Consider the following 18,295-nt stretch of genomic DNA (forward strand, 5'->3'; position numbering starts at 1 on the left):
GGGCGCCGGCGTGCGGGCAAGACGGCGCGCGCCGCGACCATCATGTGCGGGAGTGACGACACTCCCCTTTCTCTGCGGATTCGACCGGGGCGGCGGTGCGCGTTACGTAGCCCCCCGCAACGCGCGCTGCCCGGCCGCGAGCGCCGCGCCCGCGAACAGCGTCAGCGCCGAATACACGAGCCCGCGCGCGAGACCGGCGCTGTCGGATACCCAGCCGATCGCGACAGGCCCGGCGATCTGCCCGAACGCGAAGATCGTCGTGAACGCGCTGATGCCCTTCGCCCAGCCTTCCGGCGGCAGGTTGTGACGCACGAACGCGGTCGTCGACGCGACCGCCGACAGGAACGTCGCGCCGAACAGCACGCCCGACGCGAACGCGGCCGCCGGATGCACGAACAGCGCCGGCATCAGCGTCGCGACGCCGAGCAACGCATTGAGCGCGGCCAGCGCCTGGCCGCCGCGCATGCGGTCGAGCAGCCCCGACCACAACCGCGCCGACACGACGGTCGCGACGCCGAGCATCACGTAGAACGCGGACACGACCGCGCCGCTCATCCCCGCGCCGCGCAGCAGCGCGACGATGAATGTCATGTAGCCGATGTAGCCGACGCCGAACAGTCCGTAGCCCGCGAGCGCGAGCGCGAAGCGCGCGGGGCTCGCGGTAGCTGCCGGCGCGGCGCCGTCGCGCCGCACGGCCGGTGCCGCGTGCGCCTGCTCGATGCGACGCGCCGCCGCCACGGCGATCGCCGAGAACAGCACGCACGCGACCGCGAGCGCGAACCACGCCGGTTGCCAGCCGTGCGCGCGATGCATGAGCGTCGCGGGCACGAGCAGCGACGACGCGACGATGCCCCACCCCGTGCCGCCGTAATAGAGCCCGAGCAGCAGCCCCGCATCGCGCGGCGACGCGGACGCGAGCCGCGCCGCCAGCACGCCGCCGCTGATGAAGATCAGCGCGCTGCCGACGCCCGTCGCGAGCCGCTCGACGAGCAGCGCGTTCATGCCGGACGTGAACCCGCATGCGGCCATCAGCACCGCGGTCAGCGCGCAGCCGGCCGCCAGCAGCGTGCCGGCGCGCCAACGCCGCGACAGCAACGGGAAGATGAGCGCGCCGATCAGGTAGCCGGCCGCGTTCGCCGTGTTCAACGCGCCGGCCTGCGCGAAGCTCCAGCCGAGATCGGATTTCATCGGCGGAAGCAGCAGTGCATACGAGAAGCGCGCGAGGCCGAGCGCGATCGCGCTGCCGAGCGACAGGCAGATCGCGAGCCGCCAGGCGGCCATCCGGTCGGGTTCGGTGGCGCCCGCATCCGGCCGTGCTCGGCCGGCGTGCTCCGGTTGCGGCGCTGCGCGCATCGCGGTGTCTCCATCGTGGTTCGAATCGTGCCGCCGGGATGGCGGTGCGCGCACGGCGGCGGCCCGCGCGCGAAGTCGTCAGATGGTGCCAGAAAATCGGTGCAACCGCCGGAGCCGGCTCGTCGGCGGCTGGCGGACAGCTCGCATGGACGTTGGCCGTGCGCGCATCGTTCGTGAATGGTGAAAATCGAAACGATCGACGCGATTGCGCTTCAAATTTAAATAAAGCACAAAAGTCAATTCGTCATTAACGGACGCGATATTAAAAAAATAATGGATGGCCTTCACGATCCGATTCATTCGTCTTGATCGCAAGATATGCAGAAAACCCGCTTGTTTAGCGGCCACAGCTAAAAACATCGCAACGCATTGCATTCGCGAAATCGTCAGACTAATATCGACGCCACTCTTCCGGTATTCAAAAAATTCCGGACGAGTGGCGGTGATCCATTTACCGCGCTTTCATGTTGAATCGCTCATGTTCATCACAGGAGAATTGACATGCAGGAAACCCGGCAGATCGAATTGCTTGACTGGATGCAGGAAGACACGCACCCCGAGGCCGTCGACATGATGGTCGAGGATGCCGTGGTGCCGTTCGGCACCGCGCTCTGGCCGGTCTGAGCGGCCAGCCCGTTCCCGCGGAAGGGCCGCGGCCCTTCCGCCGCTTCCGGAGACACGCATGCTGAACCTGCACCGCGCGCTCGGCTGTCACCCGGCGCTGCGCGACAAGCTCGCACGCGGCGAAACGGGCAAACTGCTGGTCGGCTACGACACCCGCAATCGCGACATCGCGCTGCGCGCGTTTTCCGCCCTGCCCGACTCGCTCGACGCGACGACCCTCTGCCTCGAAACCACCCCGCCCGCCGACATCGCCAGTGCGCTCGCGCACGCGGATCTGTTCGTACTGCTGTACGACTCGTCATGCCTGCCGACACCGTCGCCGAGCGGCCCGCCGTTCCTGGCCGCGATCCGTCCCGCGATCGTCGAGCACTGGAGCAAGTCGGTACTGTTCAAGGATTACGGCCCGCATCTCGACGAAGCGTTCGCCGAATCGCTCGACGACATCGCCGCGCGCAACGGCCGGCTGATCGAAGCGGCCGCGCGCGCATCGCGGATCCACTTCATCGACGAAGCCGGCAACACGCTGACCGGCTCGCTTTCGCCGGACCAGAAATGGACGAGCGTGGACGGGATGGGCAATCTCGACGTCGTGCCCGGCGAGATCGCGACGCACGTCACCGACCTGCACGGCTCGATCGTATTCAGCGGCACGTTCCTCGGCACCGTGCCGTTCGCGATCAAGTACCGCGTGACGGAGCGGCTCGCGACGCTGCACGTCGAAGACAGCCTGATCGTCGATTTCGACAGCGACGACGCGGGCTTCCGGCGCGACTTCGCGTCGTACCTCGACCGGCATGACAATCACCGGCGCATCGAGGAATTCGGCATCGGCACGAACCTGGGCATCCGCGCGCTGTACGGCCGCAACGCCGGGTTCGAGGAGCGCCATCCGGGGCTGCATCTCGGCCTCGGTGGCGGCGCGAACGGCAGCCACCACCTCGACCTGATCTTCGCGCGCGGCACGCTCGCGTTCGACGAGCGGATCGTGTTCGACGGCGCGTTCGCCGTCTGACCGTCGAGAATCAGGCTTCGGCGGCGGCCGCGTCGCCGAGCCACTTGAACATCACCAGGCAGTCGACGAAGCCGAGCCGCGCGTGGCGATACGCGCGCGGCAAGCGGCCGACGATCTCGAAGCCGAGCTTCTGCCACAGCGCGACCGCCACCTCGTTCGTCGCGACCACCGAATTGAACTGCATCGCGAGAAAGCCGCGTTCGCGCGCCACCTGCTGCGAGTGCTCGCACATCAGGCGCGCGACGCCCTTGCCGCGCGCGGCCTCGCTGACCATATACCCGCAGTTGCACACGTGATTGCCGGGCCCGCCCGCGTTCGCCTTCAGGTAGTACGAGCCGAGCAGCACGCCATCCTCCTCGGCGACCCACGTGCAAAGCGGCGCGTCGAGCCACAGCGCGCGGGCGGCCTCCTGCGTCGCCGCCGGATCGAATGCATAGGTCTCCTGCGCGGCGACGATCGCGCGGTACGTGGGCCAGAAGCGGGGAAAATCGTCTTCGGTCATCGGGCGAAGCGTGATCATGCGGGTTCTCTCGTGAAGGGATTTTGGAGTGCGCACGTGCGGATCGGCGCGCGTGGCGCGACACGGCGTCAGTGCGGGCCGCCGTCGCGCAGCAGGCCGCTGCGACAAGTGCCCGACGGCACACCATACCATCGCTCGAACGCCTGCGAGAAACTCGACAGGTCGCTGAAGCCGAGCCGCTCGGCTTCTCCCCGCACGGCGCGTTTCCCGTACGCGCCGGTGAAATCGGCCGTTCGGCCGAATCGTCATCGCACACCCCGAATGAAAGAATGATCCTCGTTCGGGAAGCCGGTCTCACCGCCTGAAACCCCGAGCACGAAGGCACCGCAGGCAATCCTGCGCACCGCCTTCGCGTCATGCTTCGTCTCGATTCGGCAATCGACCCGTGCGCGTTTCACTTCATCCGCCTCATCGGACAAACAGCGCAATCACCTCGATATCCATACCCCTCATGTAGCTTATAAGCTACAATGCTCTCCAAGTTCGAACTGCTTCGCTATCAGCGCGACGACGGTCGCGAGCCTTTCACCGAATGGCTGAACGCCGTGCGCGACAAGGTCGTCCAGGCGCGGATTCGCGAGCGCCTGCGCCGCATACAGACCGGAAATTTCGGCGATTGCGAGCCCGTCGGCGAAGGTGTGATCGAACTGCGCATCCACGTCGGTGCCGGCTATCGCGTGTACTTCGGCCGGTACGGCGGCACGCTGGTGCTGCTGTTGTGCGGCGGCGACAAGCACAGCCAACCCGACGACATCAGGCATGCGAAGGAACACTGGTTGAACTGGAAACGGAGGCAAGCATGAACAAGCTCAAAGGCTCGGTATCGCACCACGACGCGGAAGTCGCCGAACTCGGCGCCGATCGCGAGCTCGCGGTGGCCTATCTGCGCGTCGCGATGGAATCGCTCGACGATCCCGACAACCGCGCGGCCGCGCTGCTCGCGCTGCGCACCGTCGCGGAAGCCTACGGCGGGCTCGGCGCGGTCGCGGCCGAAGCCGGCATCAGCCGCGAATCGCTGTATCGCACGCTGTCGCCCAACGGCAACCCGACGCTGAAAACCCTGCTCGCGGTACTCAAGACCGTCGGCCTGCGCCTGTCCGTCGTCCCCGCGCAACCGGCGCACGCCTGACGCGCCGCACGCGCTTCAAGGCTGCACCATCCACACGAGCAGCACCTCGGCCGGCGCCGCGCTCGTCCCCGCCGGCGGCCGCTCGACCGTCGGCTCGACCTGCAGCGCCTGCGTGATCGTCGCCGTATCGTCGACGGTCGTCGTGCGCACGATCGTCATCAGTCGCGCGGGCCGATGCAGCGTCTCGCGATACAGCGCGCCGTACCACAGCGGCCGCGTGCCGAGCGCATCCTGCAGCACGTACGGATAACGCCACAGCCGCAGTACGAGGCGGCTGTCCGGACGGGCCGGATCGACACGCACGAACACCCGGCGCGTACTTTCGCCATGCGTGTAGCGCGGCAGCACGGGCAGCGCATCGGCCGGCGCCTGCGGCAGCAGCCAGCGCAGTGCCGTGGCGGGCGACCACGGCGTCGCGCGCTGCCAGCCGGCCAGCGAAAGATGGCGATCGAGCGTGTCCGACGTCGCGCACCATTGCAGCGGCAGATATTCCTCGCGATCGCCGCCGATCTCGGTGCGCCGCGTCGGCACGCGCTGCCACCCGCCGTGCATCCACTGATCGACGGTCATCGCGACGACGTCGCCCACGTGCGGACGCGCCGCGCGATCGAGCTGCCATTGCGCGGGCACGGTCCAGACGCCGGTCGTCGCGAGCACGACGAGCACCGCGACCAGCGCGCCCCGCGGCTGCACATGCTCGCGCACGCGCCAGTACGCATAGGCGCCCGCCAGCATCGCGAACCACGCGAGCCCGAGGCTCCAGCCGCCGAGCAGACCCGACAGCCACGTATCGCCGACGTACAGCCGCGCGAAGCCACCGAGCACGATCCACAGCACGACCGCCGTCACGACCGGGATACGCCACAGCGCGGGCCGGTCGCGCGTCAGCACCCAGCCGATGCCGCTGCTCGCGAGCATCGCGAACGCCGCATCGGCGTCGGGCAGCGGCACGTGCAGCGCGCCGGGCGGCAGGCTCGCGGGCATCGTGCCGGGCGAGCCGGCGCCGAACGCCGGCACGAGCACGACCGCGATGCCAACCGTCGCGAGCCACCATGCGGACGTCACCCAGCAGCGATGGATCATCAGCCAGACGAGAAACGCGGCCGCGACGATCAGCCCGGTATCGTGTCCGTGCAGCACCGCGAGCGCGCGCATCGCGGCGTCCACGGGCGGCGTGCGCAGGTTCTGCAGGAACGCATACAGCGCGATGTCGGCGTGCATCAGCGGATCGTTCGCGACGACGTCCTGCACGATGCCGGCAAACAGCCACACGCAGCCGACGAACAGCAGCGCGAACACGGGTACCGCGCCCGGCAGGCGGCGCACGTGCACGAACGTATCGTGCACCCGCGCGCCGAACCGCGGCCAGCGGCGGATGCACGCGTACATGACCGCGACGAGCGCGCGGTGCAGCAGCGGCCAGCCGCGCCGCAGCGCGACGCGCACGCCGATCCACACGAGCGCGACCAGCGCGGCGATCACCAGCAGAATCGCGGCGACCCGCACGCTGATCGCGGCGGCCAGCACCGCCGACGCGCCGAACAGGATGCCCGGCGCGACGTGCACCGGCGCCCAGATCAGCGCCGACACGACGTTGACCGGATAGAACGACCGGCGCGGCAGCGTCGCGCACCCCACCACCACCGGCACGACCGCGCGCACCGGCGCGAGGAAGCGCGCGAGCACGATGCTCTTCATGCCGTGGCGCAGCACGAACTGCTCGCCGCGCGCATAGGCATCCGCGTAGCCCAGCCGGACCCAGCCATTTCGGATCGCGCCGCGGTAGTTGCGTCCGAGTTCGTAGCTGATCCCGTCGCCGACGATCGCGCCGGCGGCCGCGACGCCGATGGCCGTCCAGCCGTCGAGCGCACCCGCGCCGATCAGCGTGCCGGCCGCGAACATCACGGCGCCGGCCGGCACGACCGTGCCGATCAACGCGATCGCCTCGGCACAGGCGGTGGCGAACACGATCGCCAGCACCAGCGCCGGGTGTGCGCCGATCGCACCGAGCCACGTGTGGATCGTGCCGCTCATCGCGGGCCGCGCGGCGTGGCGGCGCGACGGGTCCGCACCGGGCCGGCGATGGCGTGAGGAAGGTTCATCGGAGTGTGTGCGCGTTCGCGCCGGCCGGCGGCGTCAGTCGAATTCGTGCTGCCGCGCATCGGCCTCGAGCGGCGCGTCGTGGTAGCCGACGGTCGCGATCTCGTGCAGATAGCGCGCGAGAAACGCGCCGATCGACCCGGCTTCCTCGTACTGATGCACATGGCGGAATTCGTGCGTGAGCAGGCGTCGCGTATCGTGGCCGCGCAGCACGAACACCGCATGGCCGAGCGTGAGGCCGATCGTCCCCGGCGCCAGCAGACCGGTGTCGCGCGCGATGGCGCCCAGCGCCGGCGTGTCGGGGAACGGCAGCCGGTCGGCGACCACGACGCGGATCCGCTCCGGTTGCGCGACGCCCACGACACGCGCGTCGTCGGCCTGCGCGGGCGTCAGCGGCACGCCCCGCGCGAGCCCGTGGGCCGCCTGCGCGTCGGCCCACGCGACGGCGTCGGGTAACGCGGACGGCAGGATGTCGGCAAGATCGATCATCGTGGCGGCTCCTCGGGTCTGGACGGTGCAATCAGGCACCAGTTTATCTCCGAATCAGGGTGGTCCGCGAGACACGCCGTCCGCCGGACCGCGACGATTCCTCGGGAATACCCTCCCCGCCTGCCCCTACCGCCCGTCCCATTTCACGACGATTATTTCGCTTCAAGACACATTCGATACCCAGATGTCTCAAAAATGTTCCGGAGGTGCACCATTTCCCGTTTCGGCGGCATATATTGGTCAGAAGAACCGCCGCGGCGACAACCGGCAGAGCGGCCCGCGGCGTCATCCCGAAGAGGACCGCTAGATGATCAGGGTAATTCTGGCTGACGATCACGCAGTCATGCGAGACGGACTGCGTCACATCCTGGAAACGGCCGGCGGTTTCGAGATCGTCGGCGAGGCGAGCGACGGCGCGGCCACGCTCGCGCTGGCCGAGCGTCGCGCCGCCGACGTGCTGCTGCTCGACCTGTCGATGCCCGCGCCGACCGGTATCGAGTTGATCCGGCTGGTCAAGACACAGGCGCCATCGCTGCGCATGCTGGTGCTGACGATGCACGCGGAAACGCAGTACGCGGCGCGCACGTTCAAGGCCGGCGCGACCGGCTACCTGACGAAGGACAGCGCGACCGCCGAGCTCGTCCAGGCCGTCACCAAGGTCGCGGCCGGCGGCGTGTACGTGAGCGCGTCGGCGGCCGAAAGCCTCGCGCGCACGATGCGCGCGCCGTCCGAAATGCTGCCGCACGAGCGGTTGTCCGAGCGCGAACTCGACGTGATGCGCCGCATCGTCGCGGGCCAGACGGTCACGCGGATCGCGGCGGACCTCACGCTGAGCGCGAAAACGGTCAGCACCTACAAGACGCGCATCCTCGAGAAGATGGAGCTGCCGCACGAAGCCGCGCTGGTGCGCTACGCGATGCGCCACGATCTCGACCTCGGCGTCGACGACGCATGATGCCCGCATTCCGCTTCCGCCCGGCCGCGGCCGATGACGACGACGACACGTCGGAGCCGTCGCGCCTGTTCATGTCGTCGCTGCCGCCCGAGCGGCGCGAGCGGCGGCTCGCGATCGCGACGGTCGTCGTGTCGGCCCTGATCTTCGTCGCCCTCGCGCCGTTCGCGGGCATGCCGCTTGCCCGCGTGTGGGGCTTCATCCCCGTGTACCAGTCGGCGATCGTCGTCAACGACATGGTGACGGCCGGCCTGCTGCTCGGCCAGTACGCGATCCTGCGCGAGAAATCGCTGCTCGCGCTCGCCGTCGGCTACCTGTTCACGGGCTTCATGGCCGGCACGCACATGCTGACCTTTCCGGGGCTGTTCACGCCGACGGGCCTGCTCGGCGCGGGCGAACAGACCACCGCATGGCTTTATCTGTTCTGGCACGGCGGCTTTCCGCTGGCGGTCGTCGCGTACGCGCTGCTGCGCGCGGCGCCGCGCGCGCATCCGCCATCGCTCGAGCAGCGTCGCGCCACGATTCCGCTCCTGCTCTGCATCGTCCTGACGGCCGGCGCGACCGCCGCGCTCGCGCTGCTCGCGACCGCGGGCCACGACCTGCTGCCGCGCATCATGCACGGCAACCGGATGGCCTCGACGATGACGAACGCGATCGCGGTCGTCTGGGCGCTGAACCTTGCCGCGCTCGTGCTGATGTGGCGGCAGCGGCGCCGTCATTCCGTGCTGGACCTGTGGGTGATGATCGTGCTCGTCGCCTGGCTGTTCGACATCGCGCTGTCGTCGATGCTGAACCACGGGCGCTTCGACCTGGGCTTCTACGCGGGGCGGACCTACGGCCTCGTCGCGTCGGGCGTCGTGCTGTTCGCGCTGCTGTTCGAGAACGGCCGGCTGCATGCGCAGACGGTGCGCGCGCTGGCCGGCGCGCGCTACCAGCACCTGCTCGTCGTGCAGAAGAGCGCGCAGCTCAACGAGGCGAACGAACGGCTCGAGCAGCGCGTCGCGGCGCGCACCGCGCAGTTGAGCGCGTCGAACCGCGACCTGCGGCGCGAAGTCGAGGAGCGCGTGCGTGCGGAGCGGGCGCTGCAGGCATCGCGCGAGGAGCTGCGCGAGATCGCGGCGATCAGCGCGAGCGCGCGCGAGGCCGAACAGCGCCGCATCGCGCGCGAACTGCACGACGAACTCGCGCAGACGCTCGCGACGCTGAAGAACGATCTCGAATGGCTGCTCGATCACGTGCCGCAGGACGATGCGCCGCTGGCGCGCAAGATCGCGGCAATGCATGCGCTCGCGCGCGGCGCGGTGACGGCCACGCGGCGCATCGCGTCGGACCTGCGCCCGCTGATGCTCGACGACCTCGGGTTCGCGGCCGCGATGCAATGGCTCGTGGAGGATTTCCGGCACCGTCACGGCATGGCGTGCGCGCTGCACGTCGAGCCGGGCGAATTGCAGCTCGACGAACCGTATGCGACGGCCGTGTTCCGCATCGCGCAGGAAGCGCTCGCGAACGTCGCGCGGCACGCGGCCGCGTCGAGCGCGACCGTGGCGCTCGTTTATCGTGACGAAACGATCGCGCTGACGATTCGCGACGACGGTGCGGGATTCGATCCCGGTGCGCCGCGCAAGTCGGGATCGTTCGGGCTGGTCGGTTTGCGCGAGCGTGCGTATCTCGTCGGCGGCACGCTGCGGATCGATACGACGCTCGGTGAAGGGACGACGGTGGAGGTCGACATTCCGGTCGCGGCTGCGCATGTGGCGATCGCGCATGACGAACGGGGGGCGTCGCCGACGGAGGGGTAAGGGTGAAGCAGCAACGGCGGAATACCGCTGCGGGGATCGGAACGGAAGCCGGGACCGCGCGGAACCGCGGCCCCGATGCGTCCCGCGCCGCTCACGCCCGCACCGCCACCATCCCCCGCTCCGAACGCGTCCACGCGACCAGCGCGCCGATCCCGAGCAGCGCGAGGCACACGATCGGCACGATCATCGGACCGAACGCGGTGCCCGTCACCTTGCCCGCGAACGGCATCAGGTTCTGGCTGAAGAAGCCGCCGAGGTTGCCGATCGAATTGATCGCCGCGACGCTCGCCGCCGCACGCGCGCCGGTGAAGTAGCGCGGCGGCATCGACCAGAAGCACGGATACAGCAGCGGAATGCACGCGCCGCCGAGCACGAGCGCGACGAAGCGCAGCGGCGTCGACGGCAGCACGAGGCTCAGCAGGAAGCCGAGCGCGCCGAGCGCCGCGACGATCGCGATCGTGCGCAGGATGCTCTTCGCGCGGCGCAGCTTCGATGGCAGCCACAGCAGCAGCACGACCGCGAGCGCCCACGGCAGCATGCTCAGCAAACCGTTCGTACTGCTCGACACGCCGAACGATTTCACGAGCGTCGGCAGCCAGTACGTGACGCCGTACAACGACGTCGACATCAGCATGTAGGTCGCCGCGAACAGCATCACGCGCGGATCGAGCAGCGCCTTCCACGGCTGCGCATGCTCGGCCTTCGCCGGCTTCTCGCGCTCCAGCGCGGCCGCGACGATCTGCTTCTCGCGTTCGTCGAGGAACGGCGCATCGCGGAACGACGCCGGCAGCACGCGGAACACGACGATCGCGACGATCACGGCCGGGATGCCCGTCGCCACGAACACCCACTGCCAGCCCGCGAGGCCCCACACGCCGTTCAGGCTCAGCAGCACGCCGCCGACCAGCGAGCCGAGCATGTTCGCGAGCGCGCTGCCGAGCGTGAAGATGCCGAGCACCTTCGCGCGGTAGCTTTGCGGAAACCACAGCGTCAGGTAATAGATCACGCCCGGATAGAAGCCGGCCTCCGCGATCCCGAGCAGGAAGCGCAGCGAACAGAACGCGGGCATCGACGTCGTGAAGCCCATCAGCACGGTGATGAGGCCCCACGTCAGCATGATCCGCGCGAGCCACACGCGTGCGCCGTAGCGATGCAGCGCGAGCGTGCTCGGCACCTCGAACAGCAGGTAGCCGATGAAGAACAGCGACGACGCGAGACCGAACGCGGCCTCCGTCATCCCGAGGCTGTGCACCATCTGCAGTTTCGCGAAGCCGACGTTCTGCCGGTCGATGAACGCGATCAGGAACATCACGACGAGGATGGGCATCAGGCGCCGCGCCATCTTCGACATGACGCGCTGCTCTTCGGCGGACGCGGGGTCCAGGGGTTCGGCGGTATTCACTGCGGGCTCCTCCGTGAATCGGTTGCTTGTCGGTTGAATCGGCGCCGCGCGCGATGCACGCGCGGGCGCAGGGGTGTTCGATGAAATCGGGGTTCGGCGGCGGACGGCGACGGTCAGCCGGTCCGGTAGTCGTCGAGCATCGGCGCGAACATCTCGTGCCACGCGCGCGGCTTCGCCTTGATCGTGCCGGCGAGATACAGGAATTCGACGTAGTCCATCAGCTGGTTCGGCCGCACCGAGAAACGCGTGTCCGGCGCGGCGAGCATCTGCATCACGTCGTCGTGCGACACGCCGACGCCCGACGAGGCCGCATACAGCGCGGCCGCCGCGCGCGGGTCCTGCGCGATCAGGCGGTTCGCTTCGTCGAGTGCGCCGAGAAATGCCGAGGCCAGCGCGGGCTCCGTGTCGACGAGCCGCTTCGGCGCGAACACGACGTCGAGCGTCAGCGGGCCGAGCACGTCGACCGAATTCACGACGCGATGAATGCCCGGCTGCCGCAATTCGAGGGTCGAGAACGGCGGCGACGTGAAGTGCGCGGTGACGCCGTTCTCGCGGCGGATCAGCGCCTGCATCGCCTGCGGATGCGGCAGGTTCACGGTGATCGAATCGAGCTGCGCGAAATGCTTCGCGCCGAGCTGCCGGCTCGCGACCATCTGCAGCACGACCGCCGACAGCGACGTGCGGATGCCCGGTACGGCGATCCGGTCCGACGGCGTGAAGTCGCGCAGCGACGCGAGGCCCGGCCGATTCGCATTGAGCGACAGCGACGTCGTGGACAATCCGCTGATGCCGATCACCTCGACGTTCGGGATCCCGCGCGCCCGCGCCCACAGCTCGATGAAGCCCGGCGCGCCGGCGCCCGCGAAATCGAGCGTGCCGGCCATCATCGCGTCGTTGACGGAATTGCCGCCGTCGAGCAGCACCCAGTCGACCGCGACCTCGCGCAGGCCGTGCCGCGCCGCGTGACGCTCGAACAGGCGCTGCTTCTCCATCACGAGCAGCGGCAGGTACAGCACGCCATAGCCTTTCGAGATCCGCACCGTGCGCGGCTTCGCGCGCACCAGCGACGGTGCGGCAAGCATGCCGAGGCCGGCGGCGAGCAACGCGCGGCGGCGTGGCGACGCGATCATGCGCATGCCTGCGGACGGTGGGCGGCAAGCGACGACGCGGCAGCCCGCGTCAGGCTTCGCCGTGCATTCGGCCGCGCCTTCGTCGTGCCCGTGACATGCTGCATGTTGCCGTCTCCTCTGGTATTAATGCCGTCATCGCTCGTTCCGGCTGAACACAGGTTATCGAGCGAGTCTGAGAAAATGCTGACATCCCGGCCCCGGGAAAACCCCTAACTCATCTACCTGCAAACGGCACCATGCGCATTCTCGTCGTGGAGGACGATGCCGAAATCGGCGCGGCGATCCGCAGCCGCCTCACGCGGCTCGGCCATGCCGTCGATCTCGAAACCGACGGCTCGACCGCGAACGGCTTGCTGCGCGTCGAGCGCTTCGACCTCGTCGTACTCGATGCGAACCTGCCCGGCCTCGACGGCTTCGCGGTGCTGCGCAACCTGCGCGCGTCGGGCAGCACGACGCCGGTGCTGCTCGTTACCGCGCGCTCCGCGATCGACGACCGCGTGAGCGGCCTCGGCCTCGGCGCCGACGACTATCTCGTGAAGCCGTTCGACTACCGCGAGCTCGATGCGCGCGTGCAGGCGCTGCTGCGCCGCAACAGCGGTCATGCGAACGACGTGCTGACGCTCGGCGGCCTCGTGATCGACCGCAGCAGCCGGCTTGCCGAACTCGACGGCCAGCCGCTGTCGCTGTCGCGCCAGGAGTTCGCGCTGCTCGAGATTCTCGCGAGCCGCCCGCAGCGGATCTTCTCCAAGGACGAACTGCTGAATCAGCTGTTCAGCTTCGGCAACGAGCCGACCGCGAACGCGGTCGAGCAATACGTGACACGCGTGCGCAGGAAGCTGCAGGGCAGCTCGGTCGAGATTCGCACCGCGCGCGGGATGGGGTATCAGATTGCCGCGCATTGACTGGTTCCCGAAGACGCTGTTCGGGCGCACGCTGCTGTTCATCGCGCTCGTCGTCGCGACCGGCGCGCTCGCGCTTGCCGCGATCGCGCGCTACTACGCGGGCGTCGCGGCCGAACGCGCGTACGACCAGTTGCTCGCCGGCGCGTCGATCCAGGTCGCGGAGAACCTGTACGTGCAGGGCGGCGTGCTCGCGCTGAACCCGCCCGTCGCCGCGCTGTCGACGCTGTCGCGCTACGACCTCGTCTACTACAAGGTCGTCGATTCGCGCGGGGTCGTCGTGGCCGGCTACAACGACCTCGCGAGCCCCGCGACGCTCGCCGCCGCGAAGCAGGGCCCGGCGTTCGCGAACGCCGTCTACCAGGGGCACCGGATCCGCACCGCGACCATCGCGCGCTACATGCCCGAGGAAAGCACGCCGGGCTGGGCGCTCGTCACCGTTGCGCAGACAACCAACGCGCGGCAGCAGTTGACGAACGACATGAGCATCAAGGTGTGGACGCTGATCCTGCTGATGAGCGTGCTCGCGATCGGCGCGAGCGGCCTCGCGATCCGGCGCGGGCTGCGCCCGCTCGCGCAGATCGGCACGATCATCGCCGCGCGCGATCCGGCCGATCTGCGGCCGGTGGCCGTCGATACGCCGAGCGAGATCGACGCGATCATCGGGTCGATCAACGGACTGATGCACCGCCTCGCCGAGCGGATCAACGCGATGCAGCGCTTCATCGCCGATGCCGCGCACCAGATGCGCACGCCGCTCGCGCGCCTCGACGCACAGATCGAATTGCTCGACGGGGAAGTCGATCCCGCGCGCCATGCGGCGCGGCTCGATGCGCTGCGCGCGACCTGCTCGGACGTCGGCCGCCTGACGGGGCAGTTGCTCAATCATGCGATGGTGATTCATCGCACCGAGGTCGTGCCGCTGCAACCCGTCGACCTCGTCGCGCTCGCGAAGGACGTGCTCGGCCGCACGATTCCGCTCGCGGACGCGCGCGACGTGGCCGTCGCGTTCGCGAGCGACACGCCGCATGCGTGGATCGACGGCGATGCGATCAGTCTGCAGGAAGCGTTGTCGAACGTGCTGCACAACGCGCTGCTGCATGGGCATGCGGACGACATCGTCGTGTCGGTCGCCAGCGAGGGCAATGCGGATCGAGCGGTGACGCTGACCGTCACCGACAACGGGCGGGGGATTCCGCGCGAGCATTGGGACGCGGCATTGCAGCCGTTCGTCCGGATCGCGCCGGACGGCAGCGAGCGTCGAACCGGGTCGGGGCTGGGGCTCGCGATCGTGCAGGAAGTGATGAAGGCGCACGGCGGGCGTGTCGGGTTCGCGTTTCCCGATGCGGGCGGGTTCGCGGTGGTGTTGACGTTTCCGCGGGCGGTGACGGCGCACGCCGGCGAAACCTGACCCGGTCGAACGTGACCGACGGCGGACAAACGTCTACGCCGCCTCCCCGCCCAGATACGCATCGCGCACGCGCTCGTCATCGAGCAGCGTTTTCGCGGGGCCTTGAAGCACGACGCGCCCCGTCTGCAGCACGTAGCCGTAGTGCGCGATCTCCAGCGCAAGGCTCGCGTTCTGCTCGACCATGAACACCGTCACGCCCTGCCGGTTGATCACGTCGATCAGCTCGAGCACCTTGTCGACGTAGAGCGGCGACAATCCCATCGTCGGCTCGTCCATGCAGATCAGTTTCGGCCGCGCCATCAACGCGCGCGCCATCGCGAGCATCTGCTGCTCGCCGCCGGACAGCGTGCCCGCACGTTGCACGAGCCGCTCGCGCATGCGCGGAAACAATTCGAGCACGCGCTCGTAGTCGTCGGCCACCGCCGTGCGATCGCCGCGCGTATAGGCTCCCATCAGCAGGTTCTCGCGCACGCTCATGTCGCCGAACAACCGCCGCGCCTCGGGCACGGCCGCGATCCCGCGCCGCACGCGCTGCGGTGTCGCGAGCGCGGTCACGTCGTCGCCATCGAAGTGCACGACGCCGCGACGCGGCCGCATCAGCCCGAGAATCAGCTTCATCGTCGTCGACTTGCCGCTGGCGTTGCCGCCGAGCAGGCTGACGATCTGCCCGCGGCCGACTTCGACATTCATGTCGAAATGCACCTGCACAGGCCCGTAAAAGGTGTCGAGGTGTTCCAGTTTCAGCAGCGCATCGGTCATGGTCGCGTCGAGTCCGGAAGAAGGTGCGCTCATGCAGCCGCCTGCACGGTGCGCCCGGCGGCCGCGCCACCCGCATGGCGACGTCCGAGATAGGCTTCGATCACGCGTGAATCGCGGCGTACGTCGCGCGGCGCGCCTTCGGCGATCTTCGCGCCGTTGTCGAGCACGATCACGCGGTCGGACACGCGCATTACGAGTTCGAGCTTGTGCTCGATCAGCAGGATCGTCAGGCCGCGTGCCTTCAGCGACTGGATCAGTTGCAGCATCTCGGCGGTCTCGGTCTCGTTCATCCCCGCGGTCGGCTCGTCGAGCAGCAGCAAGCGCGGATGCAGCGCGAGCGCGCGGGCGATTTCCACGCGTCGCCGGTTCGCATACGACAGGCTGTGCGCCGGATGATCGATGCGCGGCGTGAGGCGCTCGCCGAACCCGGCGATGATGTCACGCGCCTCGTCGCGCAGCGCCGCTTCCTCGCGCCGCACCGACGCGGGCCGCACGAGCGCGCGCCACACCTCGGCCGCCGCGCCGAGTCCCGGCCAGCCGGGCCGCGCCGCGCGCAGCCGCCCGTGCGCGCCGATCAGCACGTTGTCGAGCACGCTCAGGTTGCCGAACACGCGGCCGTGCTGGAACGTGCGTGCGATTCCGAGCGCGGCGAGCCGTTCCGGCGCCGTGCCCGTGATGTCTCGGCCGTCGAACGTCACATGGCCGGCATCGGGCCGGTCGGCGCCCGCGATCAGGTTGAACAGCGTCGACTTGCCCGCGCCGTTCGGGCCGATCACGCTCAGCAACTCGCCGTCGGCGAGCGTCAGGCTCGCGGCGTCGAGCGCGGTCACGCCGTCGAAGCGGCGCGTCAGGCCCTGCACGTCGAGCAAGGGTCGGTTGGTGGTCATCGCATTGTTCCTCATACCGTGCCGAGCAGGCCTTGCGGCCGAAACCGGACGAGCAGCAGCAGCACGAGGCCATAGATCAGCATCCGGTAGTCCGCCGCCCAGCGGAACAGTTCCGGCAGCCCGATCAGCGCGATCGCGCCGACGACACCGCCGAGCACGTTGCCGAGCCCGCCGAGAATCACCATCGTCAGCGCGAGAATCGACACCTGCGAATCGAAGGTCTGGTGATTGATATAGCTGTACAGGTGCGCGGCGATGCCACCGCTCACGCCGGCCGCGACGCCGCCAACCGCGAACGCGATCGCCTTGTAGCGATTCGGCGCGATGCCGTGCGCGCGTGCGGCGACGTCGTCCTCGCGCACCGCGCGCAACGTGCGGCCGAGATGCGAGCGAAGCAGCCGCACCTGCACGAGCGCGAACACGACCAGCACCGCGAGGGTGAACCAGTATGCGGCGCGCGCGGTGCCCGCCCATGGCAGCGGCGCGATGCCGGTGATGCCGAGCGGGCCGCGCGTGAGGCCGTCCCAGTTCAGGATCACGAGGCTCACCACTTCGCCGATGCCGAGCGTCGCGATGGACACATAGTGCCCGCGCAGCCGGAATGCCGGGTAGACGAGCAGCGTACCGAGCGCGGCGGTGATCGCGCCCGCGCACGGTATCGTCACAGCCGGCGACCAGCCGAGATCCGACGACAGCAGTGCCGACGCATACGCGCCGATCACGAGCAGCGCCGCATGCCCGAGCGAGATCTGCCCGACCGTGCCCGCGACGAGCGTGAGGCTCAGCGCGAGCAAGCCATACAGCCAGGCGTTGGTCAACGTCTGCAGCACGTATGGCGACGCGCCGAGCCACGGCAGCACGGCCGCCAGCGCGATCAGCACGACGACGAGCGGACGCGGCACACGCGCAGCCTGCGCGGCCGCGAGGAAGGTGCCGGTCATCGGTTCCGGCGGCAGCGCGCGATTCCTGCTGAACAAGCCGTTCGGCCGCCATACGAGAAACAGGATCAGCAGCCCGAACGCGAACAGGTCGCGATAGCTCGTGCCGAACAGCGCGACGCCGTAACTTTCGACGAGACCGAGCAGCAGGCTGCCCGCGATCGCGCCCGGCACGTTGCCGAGCCCGCCGATCAGCAGCGCGACCACGCCCTTCAGCGTCGCCTGGAAGCCCATCGCCGGATCGATGCTGTTGTAGTACATGCCGACCAGCAGGCCGCTGACGCCGCCGAGCGCACATGCGATCGCGAACACCGCCTGGTTCACGCGGTCGACATCGACGCCCATCTGCAGTGCGGCGTCACGATCCTGCGCGGTCGCGCGCACGGCCCAGCCGAGGCGCGTGAAGCGCAGGAAGCCGTATAGCAGCACAGCCGCCATGATGCCGATGCCGGCGATCAGCAGGTCGAGCGAGCCGAGGGTCGCGCCGGCGATTCTCAGGTGCCAGTCGGGCAGCGGCGTCGGCACCGCGCGCGGGTCCGCGCCGAACGCGAGTTGCGCGAGCTGGTCGAGAATGAAGCTGATGCCGATCGTCGCGAGCAGCGGCGCGATGCGCGCCACGTGGCGCAGCGGCCGCAACCCGATCCGCTCGATCGCGATGCCGAGCGCGCCGCAGCCCAGGACCACCGCCGCGAGCGCGACCGGCAGCGGCAATCCGAAGCGCGTCAGGCACAGCCAGCCGATGAAGGCGCCGACCATATAGACCGAGCCGTGCGCGAAGTTGATCAGATGCGACACGCCGAAGATCAGCGCGAGCCCGACCGCGAGCAGCGCGTAGATGTTGCCGACGATGAGGCCGTTGAGCGTGTAGTCGAGCCAGGAAGCCATCACGAT

The 18,295-nt window shown here is 69.1% G+C and carries 17 protein-coding genes and 1 pseudogene; 8 read left to right on the top strand and 10 right to left on the bottom strand.

Going from position 1 to position 18,295, the window contains the following annotated elements:
• Positions 1-102: 102 nt before the first annotated feature.
• On the bottom strand, positions 103-1,353 hold the full coding sequence (locus tag WS46_RS09455; protein ID WP_059690327.1) for a YbfB/YjiJ family MFS transporter: 1,251 nt from the start codon (positions 1,351-1,353) through the stop codon (positions 103-105).
• A 501-nt stretch (positions 1,354-1,854) separates the two neighbouring features.
• Between WS46_RS09455 and WS46_RS36405 the strand changes: the two genes are divergently transcribed.
• Both WS46_RS36405 and WS46_RS09465 read left to right on the top strand, forming a co-directional pair.
• The gene (locus tag WS46_RS36405) at positions 1,855-1,977 is read left to right on the top strand and encodes a hypothetical protein (RefSeq protein WP_006752127.1); all 123 of its coding nucleotides are present in this window, start codon (positions 1,855-1,857) and stop codon (positions 1,975-1,977) included.
• A 58-nt stretch (positions 1,978-2,035) separates the two neighbouring features.
• The gene (locus WS46_RS09465; RefSeq protein WP_059532029.1) at positions 2,036-2,989 is read left to right on the top strand and encodes a hypothetical protein; all 954 of its coding nucleotides are present in this window, start codon (positions 2,036-2,038) and stop codon (positions 2,987-2,989) included.
• Positions 2,990-2,999: 10 nt separating this feature from the next.
• Here WS46_RS09465 and WS46_RS09470 read toward each other — a convergent pair whose 3' ends face one another.
• Positions 3,000-3,509, bottom strand: a complete 510-nt coding sequence (locus WS46_RS09470; protein WP_059690328.1) for a GNAT family N-acetyltransferase — start codon at positions 3,507-3,509, stop codon at positions 3,000-3,002.
• Positions 3,510-3,577: 68 nt separating this feature from the next.
• Positions 3,578-3,694 (bottom strand): annotated as a pseudogene (locus WS46_RS35185) (AraC family transcriptional regulator); the annotation flags it as partial.
• A gap of 285 nt (positions 3,695-3,979) precedes the next feature.
• On the opposite strand from WS46_RS35185, the gene WS46_RS09475 reads away from it, so the two are divergent.
• Both WS46_RS09475 and WS46_RS09480 read left to right on the top strand, forming a co-directional pair.
• On the top strand, positions 3,980-4,312 hold the full coding sequence (locus tag WS46_RS09475) for a type II toxin-antitoxin system RelE/ParE family toxin (protein WP_059690329.1): 333 nt from the start codon (positions 3,980-3,982) through the stop codon (positions 4,310-4,312).
• Positions 4,309-4,638, top strand: coding sequence for an addiction module antidote protein (locus WS46_RS09480; RefSeq protein ID WP_059532042.1), 330 nt, complete (start codon positions 4,309-4,311; stop codon positions 4,636-4,638). Before WS46_RS09475 ends, WS46_RS09480 begins: the two co-directional genes overlap by 4 nt.
• Positions 4,639-4,653: 15 nt before the next feature.
• Here WS46_RS09480 and WS46_RS09485 read toward each other — a convergent pair whose 3' ends face one another.
• Positions 4,654-6,672 (bottom strand): LssY C-terminal domain-containing protein, encoded by a 2,019-nt coding sequence (locus WS46_RS09485; protein WP_059690330.1) that lies wholly within the window; start codon positions 6,670-6,672, stop codon positions 4,654-4,656.
• A gap of 102 nt (positions 6,673-6,774) precedes the next feature.
• Positions 6,775-7,227 (bottom strand): hypothetical protein, encoded by a 453-nt coding sequence (locus WS46_RS09490; protein ID WP_059532049.1) that lies wholly within the window; start codon positions 7,225-7,227, stop codon positions 6,775-6,777.
• 307 nt (positions 7,228-7,534) lie between these two features.
• On the opposite strand from WS46_RS09490, the gene WS46_RS09495 reads away from it, so the two are divergent.
• Entirely contained in the window at positions 7,535-8,182 is a 648-nt protein-coding gene (locus WS46_RS09495; RefSeq protein ID WP_059532052.1) for a response regulator transcription factor, read from the top strand.
• Entirely contained in the window at positions 8,179-9,978 is a 1,800-nt protein-coding gene (locus tag WS46_RS09500; protein WP_059690331.1) for a sensor histidine kinase, read from the top strand. Before WS46_RS09495 ends, WS46_RS09500 begins: the two co-directional genes overlap by 4 nt.
• A 91-nt stretch (positions 9,979-10,069) precedes the next feature.
• Here the strand turns inward: WS46_RS09500 and WS46_RS09505 are convergent, their stop codons facing one another.
• Entirely contained in the window at positions 10,070-11,329 is a 1,260-nt protein-coding gene (locus tag WS46_RS09505) for an MFS transporter (protein ID WP_373558358.1), read from the bottom strand.
• A 164-nt stretch (positions 11,330-11,493) separates the two neighbouring features.
• Positions 11,494-12,510 carry an ABC transporter substrate-binding protein gene (locus WS46_RS09510; protein ID WP_059532419.1) on the bottom strand — a complete coding sequence of 339 codons (1,017 nt, stop codon included), beginning with the start codon at positions 12,508-12,510 and terminating at the stop codon, positions 11,494-11,496.
• 236 nt (positions 12,511-12,746) lie between these two features.
• Here WS46_RS09510 and WS46_RS09515 point away from each other — a divergent pair, with 236 nt between their 5' ends.
• Both WS46_RS09515 and WS46_RS09520 read left to right on the top strand, forming a co-directional pair.
• Positions 12,747-13,412 (top strand): response regulator transcription factor, encoded by a 666-nt coding sequence (locus WS46_RS09515; protein WP_059532061.1) that lies wholly within the window; start codon positions 12,747-12,749, stop codon positions 13,410-13,412.
• Positions 13,399-14,820: a sensor histidine kinase gene (locus tag WS46_RS09520; RefSeq protein ID WP_059532064.1), complete on the top strand. Its 1,422-nt coding sequence runs from the start codon at positions 13,399-13,401 to the stop codon at positions 14,818-14,820. The genes WS46_RS09515 and WS46_RS09520 overlap by 14 nt, the downstream gene beginning before the upstream one ends.
• Positions 14,821-14,853: 33 nt before the next feature.
• On the opposite strand, the gene WS46_RS09525 is transcribed toward WS46_RS09520, so the two are convergent.
• Genes WS46_RS09525 through WS46_RS09535 form a run of 3 tightly spaced genes read right to left on the bottom strand, consistent with a single transcriptional unit; the run spans position 14,854 to position 18,289 of the window.
• Positions 14,854-15,612: an ABC transporter ATP-binding protein gene (locus tag WS46_RS09525; RefSeq protein WP_059690333.1), complete on the bottom strand. Its 759-nt coding sequence runs from the start codon at positions 15,610-15,612 to the stop codon at positions 14,854-14,856.
• Positions 15,609-16,466 (bottom strand): ABC transporter ATP-binding protein, encoded by an 858-nt coding sequence (locus WS46_RS09530; RefSeq protein ID WP_059690409.1) that lies wholly within the window; start codon positions 16,464-16,466, stop codon positions 15,609-15,611. Before WS46_RS09530 ends, WS46_RS09525 begins: the two co-directional genes overlap by 4 nt.
• A gap of 11 nt (positions 16,467-16,477) precedes the next feature.
• On the bottom strand, positions 16,478-18,289 hold the full coding sequence (locus WS46_RS09535) for an ABC transporter permease (protein ID WP_059690334.1): 1,812 nt from the start codon (positions 18,287-18,289) through the stop codon (positions 16,478-16,480).
• Between the last annotated feature and the right edge of the window lie 6 nt (positions 18,290-18,295).

Origin of the sequence: Burkholderia sp. RF4-BP95 (genome assembly GCF_001521985.1) — a bacterium.
GTDB classification, from domain to species: Bacteria; Pseudomonadota; Gammaproteobacteria; order Burkholderiales; family Burkholderiaceae; genus Burkholderia; species Burkholderia diffusa.

Coding starts and splice junctions, on each gene's coding strand:
- WS46_RS09455 (WP_059690327.1), bottom strand. CDS start 1,353: ATGCGCGCAGCGCCGCAACCGGAGCACGCCGGCCGAGCACGGCCGGAT.
- WS46_RS36405 (WP_006752127.1), top strand. CDS start 1,855: ATGCAGGAAACCCGGCAGATCGAATTGCTTGACTGGATGCAGGAAGAC.
- WS46_RS09465 (WP_059532029.1), top strand. CDS start 2,036: ATGCTGAACCTGCACCGCGCGCTCGGCTGTCACCCGGCGCTGCGCGAC.
- WS46_RS09470 (WP_059690328.1), bottom strand. CDS start 3,509: ATGATCACGCTTCGCCCGATGACCGAAGACGATTTTCCCCGCTTCTGG.
- WS46_RS09475 (WP_059690329.1), top strand. CDS start 3,980: ATGCTCTCCAAGTTCGAACTGCTTCGCTATCAGCGCGACGACGGTCGC.
- WS46_RS09480 (WP_059532042.1), top strand. CDS start 4,309: ATGAACAAGCTCAAAGGCTCGGTATCGCACCACGACGCGGAAGTCGCC.
- WS46_RS09485 (WP_059690330.1), bottom strand. CDS start 6,672: ATGAGCGGCACGATCCACACGTGGCTCGGTGCGATCGGCGCACACCCG.
- WS46_RS09490 (WP_059532049.1), bottom strand. CDS start 7,227: ATGATCGATCTTGCCGACATCCTGCCGTCCGCGTTACCCGACGCCGTC.
- WS46_RS09495 (WP_059532052.1), top strand. CDS start 7,535: ATGATCAGGGTAATTCTGGCTGACGATCACGCAGTCATGCGAGACGGA.
- WS46_RS09500 (WP_059690331.1), top strand. CDS start 8,179: ATGATGCCCGCATTCCGCTTCCGCCCGGCCGCGGCCGATGACGACGAC.
- WS46_RS09505 (WP_373558358.1), bottom strand. CDS start 11,329: ATGTCGAAGATGGCGCGGCGCCTGATGCCCATCCTCGTCGTGATGTTC.
- WS46_RS09510 (WP_059532419.1), bottom strand. CDS start 12,510: ATGATCGCGTCGCCACGCCGCCGCGCGTTGCTCGCCGCCGGCCTCGGC.
- WS46_RS09515 (WP_059532061.1), top strand. CDS start 12,747: ATGCGCATTCTCGTCGTGGAGGACGATGCCGAAATCGGCGCGGCGATC.
- WS46_RS09525 (WP_059690333.1), bottom strand. CDS start 15,612: ATGAGCGCACCTTCTTCCGGACTCGACGCGACCATGACCGATGCGCTG.
- WS46_RS09530 (WP_059690409.1), bottom strand. CDS start 16,466: ATGACCACCAACCGACCCTTGCTCGACGTGCAGGGCCTGACGCGCCGC.
- WS46_RS09535 (WP_059690334.1), bottom strand. CDS start 18,289: ATGGCTTCCTGGCTCGACTACACGCTCAACGGCCTCATCGTCGGCAAC.